16 protein-coding genes, 2 tRNA genes and 2 pseudogenes are annotated in these 15,419 nt (G+C 45.2%); 12 read left to right on the top strand and 8 right to left on the bottom strand.

The window, feature by feature from the left end:
- Positions 1-112 precede the first annotated feature (112 nt).
- The 5 genes from tnpA (at position 113) to MJO52_RS16405 (ending at position 3,198) form a co-directional block, all read left to right on the top strand.
- A complete protein-coding gene (gene tnpA, locus MJO52_RS16425; RefSeq protein WP_252083051.1) occupies positions 113-547 on the top strand; it encodes an IS200/IS605 family transposase in 435 nt (144 codons plus the stop codon).
- A gap of 581 nt (positions 548-1,128) precedes the next feature.
- Entirely contained in the window at positions 1,129-1,593 is a 465-nt protein-coding gene (locus tag MJO52_RS16420; protein WP_252083050.1) for a hypothetical protein, read from the top strand.
- Positions 1,594-1,648: 55 nt separating this feature from the next.
- A complete protein-coding gene (locus tag MJO52_RS16415) occupies positions 1,649-2,344 on the top strand; it encodes an RHS repeat-associated core domain-containing protein (RefSeq protein ID WP_252083049.1) in 696 nt (231 codons plus the stop codon).
- Positions 2,334-2,879 carry a hypothetical protein gene (locus tag MJO52_RS16410; protein ID WP_252083048.1) on the top strand — a complete coding sequence of 182 codons (546 nt, stop codon included), beginning with the start codon at positions 2,334-2,336 and terminating at the stop codon, positions 2,877-2,879. The genes MJO52_RS16415 and MJO52_RS16410 overlap by 11 nt, the downstream gene beginning before the upstream one ends.
- A 1-nt stretch (position 2,880) precedes the next feature.
- Positions 2,881-3,198 (top strand): hypothetical protein, encoded by a 318-nt coding sequence (locus MJO52_RS16405; protein ID WP_252083047.1) that lies wholly within the window; start codon positions 2,881-2,883, stop codon positions 3,196-3,198.
- 506 nt (positions 3,199-3,704) lie between these two features.
- Here MJO52_RS16405 and MJO52_RS16400 read toward each other — a convergent pair.
- From MJO52_RS16400 to MJO52_RS16385, 5 genes and pseudogenes are all read right to left on the bottom strand, one after another.
- Positions 3,705-4,136, bottom strand: a pseudogene (locus MJO52_RS16400) (IS5 family transposase); the annotation flags it as partial.
- Positions 4,034-4,501 (bottom strand): transposase, encoded by a 468-nt coding sequence (locus MJO52_RS21535; protein ID WP_353505433.1) that lies wholly within the window; start codon positions 4,499-4,501, stop codon positions 4,034-4,036. The pseudogene MJO52_RS16400 and the gene MJO52_RS21535, both read right to left, overlap by 103 nt.
- Before the next feature lie 234 nt (positions 4,502-4,735).
- Positions 4,736-5,164: pseudogene (locus tag MJO52_RS16395) on the bottom strand (IS5 family transposase); the annotation flags it as partial.
- Positions 5,065-5,514: a transposase gene (locus tag MJO52_RS21530; RefSeq protein WP_353505425.1), complete on the bottom strand. Its 450-nt coding sequence runs from the start codon at positions 5,512-5,514 to the stop codon at positions 5,065-5,067. The pseudogene MJO52_RS16395 and the gene MJO52_RS21530, both read right to left, overlap by 100 nt.
- 308 nt (positions 5,515-5,822) lie before the next feature.
- Positions 5,823-5,969 carry a hypothetical protein gene (locus tag MJO52_RS16385; RefSeq protein ID WP_252083045.1) on the bottom strand — a complete coding sequence of 49 codons (147 nt, stop codon included), beginning with the start codon at positions 5,967-5,969 and terminating at the stop codon, positions 5,823-5,825.
- Positions 5,970-5,997: 28 nt separating this feature from the next.
- Here MJO52_RS16385 and MJO52_RS16380 point away from each other — a divergent pair, with 28 nt between their 5' ends.
- On the top strand, positions 5,998-6,747 hold the full coding sequence (locus tag MJO52_RS16380; protein ID WP_252083044.1) for a zinc metalloprotease: 750 nt from the start codon (positions 5,998-6,000) through the stop codon (positions 6,745-6,747).
- Positions 6,748-6,867: 120 nt separating this feature from the next.
- Positions 6,868-7,188, top strand: a complete 321-nt coding sequence (locus MJO52_RS16375) for a hypothetical protein (RefSeq protein WP_252083043.1) — start codon at positions 6,868-6,870, stop codon at positions 7,186-7,188.
- 548 nt (positions 7,189-7,736) lie between these two features.
- Here MJO52_RS16375 and MJO52_RS16370 read toward each other — a convergent pair.
- A complete protein-coding gene (locus tag MJO52_RS16370) occupies positions 7,737-8,756 on the bottom strand; it encodes a Vgb family protein (RefSeq protein ID WP_252083042.1) in 1,020 nt (339 codons plus the stop codon).
- A 406-nt stretch (positions 8,757-9,162) separates the two neighbouring features.
- Here MJO52_RS16370 and MJO52_RS16365 point away from each other — a divergent pair, with 406 nt between their 5' ends.
- The 5 genes from MJO52_RS16365 (at position 9,163) to MJO52_RS16345 (ending at position 15,009) form a co-directional block, all read left to right on the top strand.
- Entirely contained in the window at positions 9,163-10,344 is a 1,182-nt protein-coding gene (locus tag MJO52_RS16365; protein ID WP_252083041.1) for an MFS transporter, read from the top strand.
- Positions 10,345-10,397: 53 nt separating this feature from the next.
- Positions 10,398-11,204, top strand: a complete 807-nt coding sequence (locus tag MJO52_RS16360; protein ID WP_252083040.1) for an alpha/beta fold hydrolase — start codon at positions 10,398-10,400, stop codon at positions 11,202-11,204.
- A gap of 140 nt (positions 11,205-11,344) precedes the next feature.
- Positions 11,345-12,736, top strand: coding sequence for a S41 family peptidase (locus MJO52_RS16355; protein ID WP_252083039.1), 1,392 nt, complete (start codon positions 11,345-11,347; stop codon positions 12,734-12,736).
- Positions 12,737-13,082: 346 nt separating this feature from the next.
- Positions 13,083-13,790: a SapC family protein gene (locus MJO52_RS16350; protein ID WP_252083038.1), complete on the top strand. Its 708-nt coding sequence runs from the start codon at positions 13,083-13,085 to the stop codon at positions 13,788-13,790.
- Between the two features lie 151 nt (positions 13,791-13,941).
- A complete protein-coding gene (locus MJO52_RS16345; RefSeq protein ID WP_252083037.1) occupies positions 13,942-15,009 on the top strand; it encodes a sulfite exporter TauE/SafE family protein in 1,068 nt (355 codons plus the stop codon).
- 138 nt (positions 15,010-15,147) lie between these two features.
- Here MJO52_RS16345 and MJO52_RS16340 read toward each other — a convergent pair.
- Both MJO52_RS16340 and MJO52_RS16335 read right to left on the bottom strand, forming a co-directional pair.
- Positions 15,148-15,222 (bottom strand) — tRNA-Gln (locus MJO52_RS16340).
- Positions 15,223-15,261: 39 nt separating this feature from the next.
- A tRNA-Met gene (locus MJO52_RS16335) sits at positions 15,262-15,338 on the bottom strand.
- Between the last annotated feature and the right edge of the window lie 81 nt (positions 15,339-15,419).

The raw sequence follows: 15,419 nt of genomic DNA, 5'->3' as shown, positions 1-15,419 counted from the left end.
CACACAGGTAAACCACCGCCTCTGGCGGTGAGACTTGACAAGGCTCAGCCGTTCCGGCGTGCAGAGTAAAAATATGGCCTCCATGAACGGGCAAGTTCTAGAAGGAGGCCATATGCGAGATTGGCAGTGCCAAACTCACGTGAAACATTATTGCAGGTACCACGTGGTATTTGTGCCCAAGTATCGAAAGAAAGCGTTATTTGGGACATTGAGGCGGGAGATTGGAGCAATATTCCGAGACTTATGTCGTCAAAAAGGCATTGAGTTAGTCGAGGGGTACGGAATGAGGGATCACATTCTTATGCTGTTAATGATTCCTCCGAAGTTTAGTGTTTCCAATACGGTTGGGTTTCTGAAAGGGAAATCTGCGATCCAGATATTTCGGAAGTACAAACATGTACAGAGAAATTTCACAGGAAGACACTTTTGGGCTCGGGGTTACTGCGTGAGTACAGTGGGGGTTGATGAGCAGATGATTCGAGAGTGCATCAAGAATCAAGAGGTCGAAGAACGCCGGCAAGAACAGATTCAACTAGCGGGGTTGTAACTAGCCCCCTCTGGGGGCTTTCACCATACCACCCGCTATGCGAGTGGTTGTTGATTGCTCCATTAAGTCTTTGATAAGTTGGTTGTATATAATTTTGTAGCGTTAAATTTTAGTGGGGATCACTTCGTGAGCTAGGTGTAATATTAATTCTTCAATAAATGAAGAGGCTGTTTTGAGTGCGAACTTACATATAGTTTTTTCCATTTCTTGTTGAAAATTACATAGAAAGAAAATGGGTCGATTTAGGTCTGATCGAAATGGTAATTAAGGAGTGAAACATGTGTTGCCAATGTTCTCTTGATCTCTGGCTAGCCAGCCTGTGATTGGCTTGAGAGGAATACCGGCTAGGGGGCTTTAGCTACTATATTGGATGAGTATGAAGTGCTTAACTTCGCCTTCAATCCTGCCAGTAAATTCCAAAACCTACTTAGGCAGCGATACTGATCGGCTGATTAGCATTACCAAGAAAAACAATGTCTGGGCAAGGTCAACTGCCTGGAATAAGATCCGACTCAGGGCTCAATCCCTGAGTGCAGTTATTATTACGATGCCCTGGTCCGCCTGACCCAACCCCGAATGCTTTGTCCACGTTCCTACACAATATTCTTGTCGCCCCCAACTCGAAAGGCGAAGCAAATCAACAGGCCAGCGCCACTCAAGTCAAAGGCAACTGCCTCGCTTTTCGTGGTGATACTCACTACCGCTACGATATCCACGGCAACCGTATTGCCGAGCTACGCGGTAAAGGCCAAAAACTGCAAGCCCGCTACCATTACAACAGTCGCCAGCAGCTGGTGCGGGTAGAAAAGCTTAAGGTAGAAGATGGGGCAGAGCGGCTTCAACTAGAGATTCACTACCAATATGCCCCTCTAAGGCGCCTTATTAGTAAGGCTTCTAGCGATGATCAAACTGGCTTTCTTTGGGATGGTGATGTCCTCCTGCAAGAAATCAAAAGAGATCTCCAAGCTCAGCAGGATCTTAATAGCCGTACATACTACTTCGAACCGAAGACTTTCAAACCTGTTGCACTTAATGAAGATAAGTAGGTCTATTACTACCACCTAGACCACCTCGAAACCCCGGATACCCTCACCAACCAAGATGGTGAAGTGGTGTGGAGGCGTTGCCTACAAGAGCTATGGCAATATCGCCGTGGCTCACGAAAACCAAATTGAACAGCCGATTCGCTTCCAAGGGCAGTACTTCGATGAAGAGACCGGGCTGCACTACAACCGGTTTAGATACTATGATTCGCGGGTGGGAGAGTTTACTCAGCAGGACCCGATTGGTTTAGTGGGGGGAATCAATTTATACCGCTATTGCTCTAATCCGATACATTGGGTTGATCCTCTTGGGCTTACTTCTAGCGAAGTAGTTTCAATTTGTCCTAAAAAAGCAGCAAGAGAACTTTCGGAAGGTAAGAAAACACAAGAAGTTTATGAAGTAAACGGGGTATGGGATGAGGAGCGTCAAGTTTTACATCATGACTTGGTTCAAGAAAAATTAAATCGTATTACAGGTCTAGGCCAATCAGTTGATGAACCAACAATATTCGCTATGCGAGGCAATTCTGGTAGTGGTAAGTCGCGTTTTGTTAACTCTGGCGGAGTGCAAGGCGTCGAAAGTATGAATGACATTGCAGTAATTAACCCTGATGAGTTCAAGAAATTACTGATTGATAACACAAAATTTCCTGTCACACATGATCAGGTACATGCTGAGAGTTCAATGCTTGCTAAACGAGTACAAGCCGAATTGTTAAAACAAAAGGATGTATTAAAGCTTTATGGTAGATAAGCGTTTAGGTGATGTTGAAGATATTCAAAAGTTAGATGATGCGGCGCAAAACACAGGAAGAAAACTTAATGTCTCTGATATGGATGCTCCGCTCGAAATCTCTTTAATCGATGTTCTAATGCGAAAGCCTGGTGGTGAGGACCCTATAGTCCCTTTTCATGTTGTGGGAGAGACTGGTTTCAAACCAGCAAGAGAAAACAGAGAGAAGACAATAAAATTTTTTGAGGATAATCCGGAGCTTGGGGTTTACAAGCTTTATGGTACATCCCCTTCAGGAGATAAAAAGCTGGTCGCTAGAGTTGAGCAAGGTGAGTTGGATATTCTTGATCAATCTGAATACGTTAAACTTACAAGTGATCCAACTTTTGAAATGAATGAGTTGAAACATACTGAAATTGATGATGCTGAGATAGCAAGAATAACCGACCCTTTACCTGACGGAGCTTGGAAAGAGGATGTGGTTTCAACCTTATCCAAGTATAAGGGGAGAACTTGGGGTAAAGCTATTGAAGAGCATGGTGGGTTTGGAGATTGATATGAGGCTTAAAGGTGAAGCTGCAAAGCAATTTGTTGCTGAATTAAGGCGACGACACAAAAAAGAAAGACAGGAAAGGCTGGAAAAGGCTAAGCAAAAAGCAAAATTAGATGGTAAAGAACCTTTTGATATTGATTTGGTTTTTAAGTGTTTTCCAGTTTATGAACATGATAAAGAGGATATGGAAAATCCAAAAGTAATGCAGCAAAAAATAGAGGCTTTAGAGGAGCGTTACTATGTTAGCTTTCCAGACATCATGACTATAAAAGAGTTTGGTGAGAAAATATGTGAGTTGAGAAATTGGGGGGCTTTTGATTGATTGTCTATTAGCCAGAAGTTTTTATGGTGTCTGGAGGGCTCTCTGTATGTGTCCGTATCTTATAGTTCCTATTACTTGTGATCTATGGCGTGCTAAAGAGGCAGCTTAGAATGGTCATAAATCGAAGAGCTGAGATTTAGGTATGGGCAATATAAGTATTGCCAGTACTTTATTAAGTGGTTAATTTAAATATCGGTTTACTCTGAATTGGGTAACGATGGTAAGAGTGTTACCGATTGCCTAGATGGTGAGTAACGCTAGAAGCTGTTTTATAACTTCCTTAATGTAATTAACATGCAGGCAATATAAAAAAGGAAGTTATGAAATGGCTTATAGGATGTATTCCATGGATTTATATCACTTGTGAAATGGTAGTAAATATAGTTGGGTGCAGCGGTAGGTGATAATTGTCTTTTTAAAAGCGAAATCGTGTCGATTGGTACCTGTAGCAGCTGGGGCTTTAAATTGCGATTAATTTTTTAATCGTGTTTTGCTTAGAAGCTGTTTCATAACTTCTTTAGCGTAATTAACATGCAGGCAATATAGAAAAAAGCTCTGTATGAAGATAAGTAGCGATCCCACCTGACAACTAAACGACGGTAGTTCCCTAGCCATGCAAAAGTTCGCTCAACTTTCCAACGTCGCATATATCTCCTAAGCTTTCTGCCATCTTGTTTCGAAGGTTTTCTTCTATTCCTACGGTGAGGGCAAATCAGGTCAATTTCACGGCGGGCCAAACTATGGCGTAGTGGATCAGAATCTGCAGCCTTGTCGTACACTAGTCGTCGAATTTTTGTATTTTCATAGGTAACATCGAGTAGTGGGTGTAATAAATTTACTTCTGCTGGTGAGGCCGAAGTAACGGTGCCTCCCAATGGAATACCTTCGCCATCGACCACCACCATCCACTTTGTACCCTTGCCTCGCTTAGTTTTTCCGACTTCTGCTCCCCTTTTTTTGCTGAAGCAAAGCTACCATCCGAAAAGACTTCTTTCCAATTAAGCAGGGATCTTTGATCGAGCTGTCCGAAAAATTTTCTCCAAGCCTCCAACCAAGCGCCTTGCTCTTCCCAAAACTGGAGCCTTCTCCAGCAAGTACTCGGCGAAGGGTAAGATGGGGGGAGATCCTTCCATCGTGCTCCTGAGCGCAAAATCCACAAGATACCTTCAAAACATGCACGGTTATCAATGGGTTTGGGACCTCCTTTTCCACGTTTTAGCTGGGGAAGGCAAGGCTCAATCAATTTCCACTGAGCGTCGGTTAATTCTGACTTAAATCTACTCACACTTACTGGTCTTATCATTCCATGAGGTCGCAAGAATAACTGATTTCAAGTTATGAAACAGCTTCTAACCATTACCTTAATAGTAATATCTTACGCTTGTTTGAATGCTCGTGGTAGGGACTAATTGTGCAAACCTCCTGAATTAGATACTGTGCATATGGGGCTGGCTGGAGAAAATAAAGAGTGGTGGTTCTTGTGTGCTAACTGGATAAAAATTTATGAATTTATTTTTTACTTTGCCTAGAAGCTGTTTCATAACTTATTTAACGTAATTAACATGCATGCAATATAGAAAAAAGCACGATAAGTGGACAAATATCGCTCCCATCTAACAACCAAACGGCGGTAATTTCCCAACCACGCAAAAGTCCGCTCAACTTTCCAACGGCGAGTATACCTTCTGAGCTTTCTACCATCCTGCCTTGAGGCTTTTTTCCTATTTATCCTGTGTGGACAGATAAGGTCGATTCCACGACTCAACAGACTATCTCTAAGAGGATCAGAGTCCGCCGCTTTATCATAAACTAAGCGATGAATCTTTGTATTTTTATACGTAACATCAAGCAATGGATGTAATAACTTTACTTCTGCTGGTGAGGCCGAAGTAATGGTGCCTCCCAGTGGAATACCTTCGCCATCGACCACCACCATCCACTTTGAACCCTTGCCCCGCTTGGTTTTCCCGACTTCGAAGCCCCCTTTTTTGCTGGTGCAAAGCTACCATCAGAAAAGACTTCCTCCCAGTTAAGCAAAGACTGTTGATCCAATAGCTCCAGGAATCTTCTCCATGCATGTAGCCAAGCTCCTTGCTCTTCCCAAAACTGAAGCCTTCTCCAACATGTACTCGGTGATGGATAGTGTGAAGGAAGATCTTTCCATCGCGCTCCAGAACGCAAAACCCACAGGATGCCTTCAAAACAAGCCCGATTATCAATGGGTTTTGGGCCTCCCTTTCCTCGTTTTAATTCAGGAAGACATGGTTCGATCAATTTCCATTGATCATTGGTTAACTCTGACTTGAATCGGCTCACTATTGCTGAACTTTTTTTCTATGTAATTGCGTGAGAATAACCGATTTCAAGTTATGAAACAGCCTCTAGGGATAATTACTTGTGAAACTATTTTTCCTGTCTTTATTGTGTTTCTGGTGTGGAAACTTCATTTGAAGTGGTCCTTGAATTTAATTATTTTTATGCCATTTGGTTGAGCTTGCCGCCTCATTAAAGAAACCAATGTCATTATTCCTATTTTGAGAGTTGGTACTATTGACAGTAGTTGTCTTCAGCATGGAAGGTGAGCGGGCTGTCTGGGGTTGTCAATTTAATAAAAAAATTAAGGTTCAAGTTATGAGAAAAGCTAATCTTTCAACTTCAATAAAAACTGCATTATCTTTATGTTTGCTAATATCACCTGCTATCAGTTTTGCTGAAAGTGATTCTTCACTTGAGCGTGCTAATGACAACGCTAAATTTAAACGTTGTGGCACTAATCACCCCTCTATTCAGGAGGCTGCTTTGAAAGAGCAGCATTTTACTGCGCTGCGCGGACAGTCTCGTAGTATAAGCAGTGGAACTCATACGCTACGTCCAGCGGGTTCTGTAACTATTGATGTATATTTCCATGTTATTACTGATAACGCCAATAATGGGTCGCTACCCAGCAATGTAATTAATGCGCAAATGGCAGTGCTTAATGATGCTTATGCGAGTACACCATTTACTTTTAATCTGGTTTCAACTTCAGTAACGGCTAATAATTCTTGGTATAACGTTGGATATGGTTCCTCCGCAGAGCGCGCTATGAAAAGTTCATTGCGTGTTGGTGATGCGGGAGACCTGAATATCTATGTGGCTGATATCGGCGGTGGTCTACTTGGGTGGGCAACTTTCCCAAGCAGCTATTCTTCAGATCCGCTGGATGACGGGGTAGTTATTTTAACCGGTTCTGTGCCTGGTGGCGATGCAGCACCTTACAACGAGGGCGATACTCTTACTCATGAGGTTGGCCACTGGTTAGGTTTGTATCATACCTTCCAGGGCGGCTGTGGTGGAAATGGGGATTATGTTTCCGATACTCCTGCCGAGAGGTCACCGGCTTACGGGTGTCCAGTAGGTAGGGATTCCTGTACTAGGGGGCGGAACGCAGCCGGTCTTGATCCGATTACAAATTTTATGGATTACACAGACGATAGCTGTATGTACGAATTCACAGAGGGGCAGGCTACTCGCGCAGATGAGCAAAGCAGTACCTACCGCGGTCTATAATAATTTTTTGGGGGGATTACTCCCCCCAATACACTGATAATTATGAAAAGTATCCGATTTTTTATCCTATTTGCTTTGATATCTATGAATACGGCTAACGTAACTGCCCAGAGGCTCGCTGTGCCAGGCTATGTTGCTTGTAATAGGAACCAGCTGACTTCCTGGCAGGGAGAGGTGACAAAATTAGTGCGGACAGGAAACAGCGTTAAAGTATGGATTTCCACCGATTACGACACCAAAGAATCATTAGAATTGACGATGCCTAGCTGGAAAGCACTTCTCGGTCAGTTCCGTTTACAAGGGAAAGAGTTTCTGGAGAGTGACTGGGGAAAGGTTACTGATCCACAAGCAGGACTTAGGCCTGGGGTTCGAGCAGTAATTTGGTTGTGCGAGAATAAGGCCTATCCCACTGTGATCAATTGGCAGCCTCGGCCAGAGTAGGTGCCTGCATTCTTACTTTATATGTAATCAAGATTTAATTAAATTTTTAGTACCGCCCTAATTAGGTCAAAGATATCTTCTCTGATGGTTGGTTATTTTTAAACCAAAGATTGCAAGTTGTTGAAAAGTAACCCCTCAATAAGCTTTGGGAACTTACTCCTATATTGAGAGTTGTTTGTAGGGGGGGATTTTTAAGAGAATTCAATTGCTGGAGTTCTCATCAATTAATCGATTTCTCCCGTCGTACAGAATTTTCTGCATTTCTTTTTGCGCTATGATCTACATCTACCCTGCGAACGTATTCTCGATATGGGTTGCTGGAGCTAACTGAATAGTCCTTAAGTTCAACTCCTTGCTTGAATATAAAATGAACATGTGCCTATTACTATCTGTATACCTCCTTCTGAGAAAAAAAGAAGGGTGTGAGCATCGCTTGGGCTAAAACACCGTGTTGAAGGCGTTAGATAGACTCCAGTTTTAGCAGGCTGCCCTCGGCGTCTCCTGTTGGGAGTTCCTTCTATAAATTTATCTGTAATTTTGTAAAAGACTCATTTTTTTGGTATTCCCTGATCTAGAAATCCAGAATCGACACCGAACCAAAAGCTTCCATCTTTATTGTCAAAATACATATATCGAATGTTGCCTCCGCTGGGTACAGTCGTTTGACTGACAAACTTTTGTGCTTCTGTATCAAAAGCAAAGATGATGTTAGGAATATCACCGGTGTCTGCTACCCATAGCCGGCCTTTGTTATCCATTGCGGTTCCGTAAGGGCGTGAATTTTCAGTGGGGAGCTTCCATTCTTTGAATTCTTTTGTATTGGGCGTATATCTGCCAAGATAGCCCTCTGGATAGTCCACATACCAGATATTGTTAGATGTATCGATTTCCAGCCTGCGAGGCCGAGCGTTTGGTCGGGGAATTGAGATCTCGTTTACCACCATGGTTTTAGGGTCTACCCAAGCTAGTTTATTCGTGCCAAATAGAGCAACCCAGGGGCGATCTTGTGAGTCTACCTTGATTCCATAAGGACGTGCGTTGGCAGTTTGTGGTGTAGCTACTTTCACCTCTCCATTATTTACATCCAAAATACCTATGTGATTGCTCTGTTGGGCTGTAAACCAAATATTGCCCTCACGGTTGAATACCAGTGTATGTGGATCATTTACACCTTTAGGCATTGGGTATTGAGTGATTTCACCGGTCTCTACATCCATACGCCCAATATGAGCATTGCGGTTGCCCGCATACCAAACCATGCCCTGCTTATCTACTATCAAGTTGTGAGGGTGGGTTCCTTCAGGGACCTCAAATTTTTTAAACGTCTGATCAGACGTAGAAAATCGACCGATGTAATTGCCGGCCTGCCCACAGAACCAAACTTGCTGCCTGTTATCCACATGGGGGTCTCTGGGCAGTCCCTGCCAGGGGACCTTCCACTCGTTTAATTTGAGTCCGTCTGGCAGTTTATTTTCTTGTGCTGCAGTAATTAATGATGTCGACAAGAAATAAATGACGCAGATAGTGAGTTTTAGTGACAGCGCAGGAAGTTTTGGGGAGATGTTCATTTGCCAATTCCAGTGATTAAGCCGTCAAGGAGAATTTATACGTATATGCCGTAGTATGGGGAAATGGGTGATCTGAGTCCTGGTCAAAGCATAGGTGATAATTGATGCATATTGAAAATGGTTTACAGGATCAATGTTTCGCCGAAGAGTGATTTCAAACTGCTATTTAGCGATTAAGAATCTTATTGGGGCACTTGATCATATTTACGAAAGAGATACTGAGGTCTCAGAACTCTATTTGTGTAAGTTCTAATTGACCCAGTGGGGTTTAAATGAGAAGAGCCTTGTCTTTACTACAAGGCAAAATTAATAGCCGGTTTGGTGGTGATTGGCAGTCATCTTAAGCTCAATTTACACGCCAGCGTTGTATAGCGTATATTGCTATCCTCAGTATAGGAGTCCCGCTATGTTACAACGCCTCCGTCGACCGGAAATTTTGCTGTTGATCCTTGCAGGCTCAATGCCACTTTCTTTTTCTGTCTGGAATACCCTCCTTAATAACTTTGTGATAGCCAAGGCTTCATTTACTGGGGCTGATATTGGCTTGCTGCAAAGTGTGCGGGAAATCCCAGGTTTCCTTGCCTTTACAGTGATCTTTGTTTTGCTGCTTATTCGTGAGCAGCGGTTGGCGCTTCTCTCACTTGTAGCAACCGGGATTGGTGTGATGCTGACCGGTTTTTTTCCATCTCTCACAGGTTTATTACTCACGACATTATTGATGTCGATCGGTTTTCACTTCTATGAAACCCTGCAAACCTCTCTGGCTTTGCAGTGGTTTCCAAAGAAGACTTCGGCAATCTGGATGGGGCGAATGGCTGCAGCTGGCTCTTTTGCCGCATTATTGGCCTATGGGCTAGTTTGGGGCTTGATGGATTTTGGCGAGTTGGACTATTCCTGGGTTTACCTGATTGGAGGAGGGAGCACAGTTATTATTGCCCTGGTGGCCTGGATACTTTTTCCTCAATTTCCCCAGCCCCATAGCCAGAGAAAGCAGTTGGTTGTACGCAAACGTTATTGGCTTTACTACGCTCTGACAATGATGAGCGGTGCACGTCGGCAGATCTTTATTGTTTTTGCTGGTTTTTTGATGGTTGAGAAGTTTGGTTATAGCGTAGGGGAAGTTGCTGCACTTTATACCGTAAACCACCTGTTGAATTTATATATTGCCCCGAAAATTGGCCAGTTTATTGTTCGCTTTGGTGAGCGCCGAATCCTCACTCTGGAATATATTGGTTTAGCGCTAGTCTTTGCTGGTTATGCATTGGTGGAGAGCGCGATGATGGCAGCTGCGCTTTATATTATCGATCATCTGTTTTTCTCTATGGCCATTGCCATCAAGACCTATTTCCAAAAGATCGTGGATGAACGTGACATCGCAGCCTCTGCAGGTGTCAGCTTTACCATTAATCATATCGCGGCGGTTATTATCCCCGTTTTGTTTGGTTTGCTATGGCTCACCTCTCCAGCGATGGTTTTCTTTGCTGGATCTTTGATGGCTTTGGTTTCTTTGGGATTGGCTCAGCTGGTACCGGAACACCCCGGACCAGGCAATGAAGCGCGCTTAGGGCAGGGTGTTGCTGCCACATAGTGGCTCTATTATTTTTTAAGTTTGGATTCTTTGATCGTTATTATGGGTTGTATATGCATCTAATCCTCCTACTCATAGTGCTTGCACTTCCGCTATATGCTTTCGCGTCGCCGGAACAGATTCCTGTGGGTGAGTACCGTATTGAATATGAGATCAAAGGATCTGGTAAGGCTATCCTGTTTTTAGAAGCGGGGGGCTCGGCTGGCATGTCTGACTGGAATCCAATCTATGACAGGCTAGCAGAGCATGCACGAGTTATACGTTACTCGCGTGTTGGCAATGGTAATTCTACAGCCATCAAGAAACATTTTAGCTCTGAGGATTATGCTCAAGGGGCCGAGGCGTTATTGGAGGCTTTGGGGGTTAAAGAGAAAGTTACTTATATTGCCCACTCCTATGGTGCTCATGTAGCCCGAACTTTTGCCGCACAGTACCCAGAAAGAATGGCAGCGTTGATGCTGATAGAGCCTTCTTCTGAGCATGATGTGGATATTATGCGATCTCTGAATTTGGAATTGGCCGAAGAGCAAATTGCTCAGGTAAAACTGGATGATATGAAGAGCGGCATGTCAAATCAGTACCTGGATTTTTGGTCTAAACGCCCTTTGCCTGACTATCCACAAATCCCAGATATACCAGTCACAGTAATTGCCTCAATTAAAAAGTATGACAATCCTCCTCTTCTTTTCTTTACTGATGAGGCCCGGGATAGGTGGGGGGAGTTACATTTAAATTGGGCCCATGCATTTCCACAGGGGCGGGTTGTTTTGACTGAGAAGAGCTATCACTATCCTCAAAATGATGAGCCGGATATGGTAGTAAATGAGGTTCTGGCACTTATTTCCAGGACCTATAAATAGATGGTGAAGTCAAATAAAAAGCAAATGTAGCCATATTGCATTTCATATTTGACAAATTGCAGTCTTATAAAGGTGGTCTGTATTGACCATCCATCCCCTAGCCCTAAAATAGAAGTCCTTGCATCTATAGGGCTTTTATTGTGCTAAAAAAATTTATATTGGCTTTTTCTCTAGCAACTTTCTCTGCTGGCATTGTATTTGCGAAGGGCATCAATAAAGTTCCAGAGAATTTATCTGATGCAGAAAAACTTAATGGACTCTCCCTTTATTGGAAGGAAGTTAGCTATAACTTTGCTTTCTTCGATCAGGTTCCCGAGTTGGACTTTGATACTAAATACCAGGAGTTTATTCCACGGGTTTTAGCAACACAAAACACCTATGAATATTACCGCGAGTTAAAGCGTCTCAATGCCTTTCTACAGGATGGACATACTAATATTTATTACCCAAAGGGTATGTCCTCCAGCTATGTAGACTGGCCAGCTATTCGCTTAGCTGAGGCCGGACGTAAAGCAGTAATCACAGGTGTTGAGAAGGGCTTGGAGTCACATATTCCTCCGGGTTCAATTATTGTCGCAATCAATGGGCAGCCCATAGAAGCTCATTTAAAAGAGCAGGTTATGCCATATATTGCCAGCTCTACCCAGCATATTCTCTGGAATACCGCGGTTCGGGATGCTCTTGATGGAAAGCCCGGCAGCATGGCCCAGCTCACTATTGAAACCCCTGATGGGGCGACCAAGAGTATTGAGGTTAAGCGGGATGCGCGGGGTAGGAAGATCGAATATGCCTCAATTAAACAGCCCGCCTCCAACGGTGAGCTGTTTGAGTTCAAATGGCTGGAGAATGATATTGGTTATGTAGCGCTAAATGGTTTTCATGATGAGGCGATTGTTGCGCAGTTTAAATCTCATTACGATGAGATTACTAAGTCTAAAGGGCTGATTATTGATCTGCGTTTTAATGGTGGAGGTAATTCTGCTTATGCCGGAGAGATAATCTCTTATTTGACTGATCGGGATTTACCAGGCTCTGTATGGAAAACTCCCAAACATGTTGCGGCTTATAAGGCCTGGGGCTCTTTTGCCGATCAGTTTGAAGATTTAGAAGAGTATCGGCCCTATGCAGAGGGTGCTTCGTGGGAATTTAGTGAGGACTCCGGGGATATAGTTGAGCCGAAATTGGATAGTAACCACATAGTGCCAACTTATGTACTAATCGGCCGAAATACCGCCTCTGCAGCCGAAGATTTCTTGGTGTATGCAGATTCTCTCGAGCATTTTACTACCGTCGGTGAGCCTACTTATGGCAGTACAGGTCAGCCAATGATTGTAGATCTTCCTGGAGGTGGTACTTTCAGGGTGTGTACCAAGCGGGACACTTACCCTGATGGGCGGGAGTTTGTTGGCTATGGTATCCAGCCAGATATTCTGGTGGAGCGCACCCTGGATATTGTGAGATCAGGTGAGGACAGGGTGCTGGATAGGGCTTTCATTGACTTGAAGAGCACAATCACTAGCTCAGCGCTCTGATTGCGGATTTATTGAACAATGTTGACTAACTTTCCCTGCTGTTACGGGTCCCTTAAATAATTCTACTCTGATGGTTCCCTGTACAAGCTTGGACTGTTATGCCTCACATTTCTATTATATGGCTGGAACCCAAGTCTTTGCTGGGAGAGGCATGCTCGCGGGATTTTGTCTTTAGATAATTTACTGGTGGTCGAGATTGCCTGTTGGCCCGCTTACCTGTTTAATGCTGACTTTGGTTTCCGGCGACTACAGGAAAGCGCTTGTCATCGTTTATAAGCCAATTAAGTGGTACGTTAGGGTATCTCTGAAAATTAAGTAACTATAAAAGTAGCTAGGAGTTGTACTTATGGCACAGATCAAAGCTTTGGATAAAAAGGCACACGCCAACCTGAAACTCACCCAGGACATCACTTTTGACCATGTGAGCAGCAATCATATTTTGCCGCTGGTGGTTCAGGAAATTGTTCAGGCGGCCCAGAGCTATCCGATCCTGTTCGTAAAAGACCAGAATACTGAGCAGTTTAAAGTGGTTGCCCTTACAGGCCTGCGTCCCGGTGAAAACCTGTTCTCTGGCGCTGAGGGTTGGAATGGCAGCTACATTCCTCTGCAGGTTCGCACCTACCCATTCGTGCTGGTGAAGAACCCGGAGAATACCGATCAGGCGGTACTGTGTATCGATGAAGACTCCAGCATGTTGAGTGAGTCCGCAGGTGAGGCTCTGTTTGACGGTGAGGGCGAGCAGACTGACTACCTGAAAAACCGCGCTCAGGTGGTGGTGGAAACTGCCCAGCGCGTATCTGTTACCGAGTCGTTTATCGAATTCCTGGTATCCAAAGACCTGCTGACCCAGAAGAAGCTGACTCTGCGTATTACCGAAGAGGATAAGCCCTACGATCTGACTGGTTTCTACGTGATTGACGAAGAGAAGCTGAACAAGCTATCCGATGAAGACTTCCTGGAACTGCGCAAGCGTGGCGCCCTGCCGGCGATCTATGCTTCCATGATGTCCTCCATGCAGGTCCAGAATCTGATTCGCAAGAAGCGTCTGAACTAATCCTGTATGGCCCGGCAATTGCAGTTGCCGGGCTGTCTGCGCGTATCAGTATTACGAGATGTAGTTATCAGCAGTCATTATCCCTCCTTGATCCCGCCTTACACTCGTACCACTATTAGCCCCTCTGACGTTTAAGTTCGCGAATAATAAAATGAAATACTTAGCGCGGCTCTCTTTCCGCTACTGGTTTGCCTGGTTGGCGTTATTTTACGGAGCTTGGCTGTTTCTCGTTGTGCAGGGCGATAACTTGGCCCTAGCACTGGAGCATTGGTCCATGGCGCTTGCCATGGCGCTCGGCAGCTATGCCGCCGGTTCCACGCCCATGGGCGGAGGCACGGTGGGCTTCCCCGTGTTGGTGCTCTTATTTGATATGCCTGCCAGTCTCGGCCGCGACTTCAGTTTTGCGGTGCAGTCGATCGGTATGGTTAGTGCCAGCCTGTTTATTCTCTGTCGGCGGCAGCCGTTAGCCTGGTCGATGCTACGTGGCGCCTTGCTCGGTTCTTTATTGGCTACCCCCGTGGGCATATTGCTGTTTGCGCCGATGATTTCCGAACTGTGGGTGAAGCTCTCTTTCGCGGTGCTTTGGGGTAGCTTTGGGATATTTCATTTGTATCGGCTCGCCGAGATCACCGACTGTGAGCACAAGGGTGATCCGCAGTGCCCAACGGATTTTCGTGTAGGTCTTCTGCTTGGAGCTTTTGCGGGCTTCTGTGTGGTCTCGGTAACCGGGGTTGGTGTGGATATGCTGGTGTACGCGGCTTTGGTGCTGCTGAGCCGTGTGGACCTGAAGGTAGCGATTCCCACCTCGGTAGTGATCATGGCCTTCTGCTCTGTTCTCGGTGTGCTGGTGAAGTCGCTGGCCGGCGACTGGCAGCCAGGGGTTTTTGGTAACTGGCTGGCAGCGGCGCCGGTGGTGGCCTTGGGGGCGCCCCTTGGTGTTTTTGTTGTGAGCTTGCTGGGGCGCAAACCCACCCTGCTAATTGTGGCTCTACTGTGTGTTGTACAGCTTGTGTGGATCTGTGCGTCGGAACGGCAAGCCCTAAGCGGCCTGGGAGGACCTCTAGTGCTATTGGCGTTATTGCTGTGCTTACTGGGGTTCGAGTGGCTGCGGGTATTGGGGTTGCGCCGAGAGCTCAGCCGTGGCGCGGCAGCAAATGGGTCTGGTGCAGAGATTAAGGCAGTTGCGATAGAGGAGAGTTTGATACCGGGGGTTAAATAAGGGAGCTTGGCGAGTGCTGGCGCGCGACTGCGTGCCGGCGGCAAAGACTAGATGTTTTGCGATAAAAAATATCAGCTGCTAAGTAATCTGGCTTCGAGTGCTGCCCTGATTCGGGCCTGCGGGATAAATTCTGGAAGATGGCTGGGGCGGAAGGATTCGAACCTTCGCATGACGGGATCAAAACCCGCTGCCTTACCGCTTGGCTACGCCCCAGTTTCAAGGTTCACAAAGAATAGTCTCTGTGATTTGAAATGGTAGCAAGGGGGAGACTCGAACTCCCGACCTCAGCATTATGAGTGCTGCGCTCTAACCGGCTGAGCTACCTTGCCATTTCTTTTGTTGTCTCGGCTGTCCCGAGGGCGCGAATTATTAATCGATGGGCTGGGTGTGTCAACACTTTTTTGTATTCT

This window comes from Microbulbifer variabilis (assembly GCF_023716485.1).
GTDB classification, from domain to species: domain Bacteria; phylum Pseudomonadota; class Gammaproteobacteria; order Pseudomonadales; family Cellvibrionaceae; genus Microbulbifer; species Microbulbifer variabilis_B.
The sequence above is the reverse complement of the archived record's forward strand: the minus strand, read 5'-3'. Positions and strand labels throughout refer to the sequence as shown.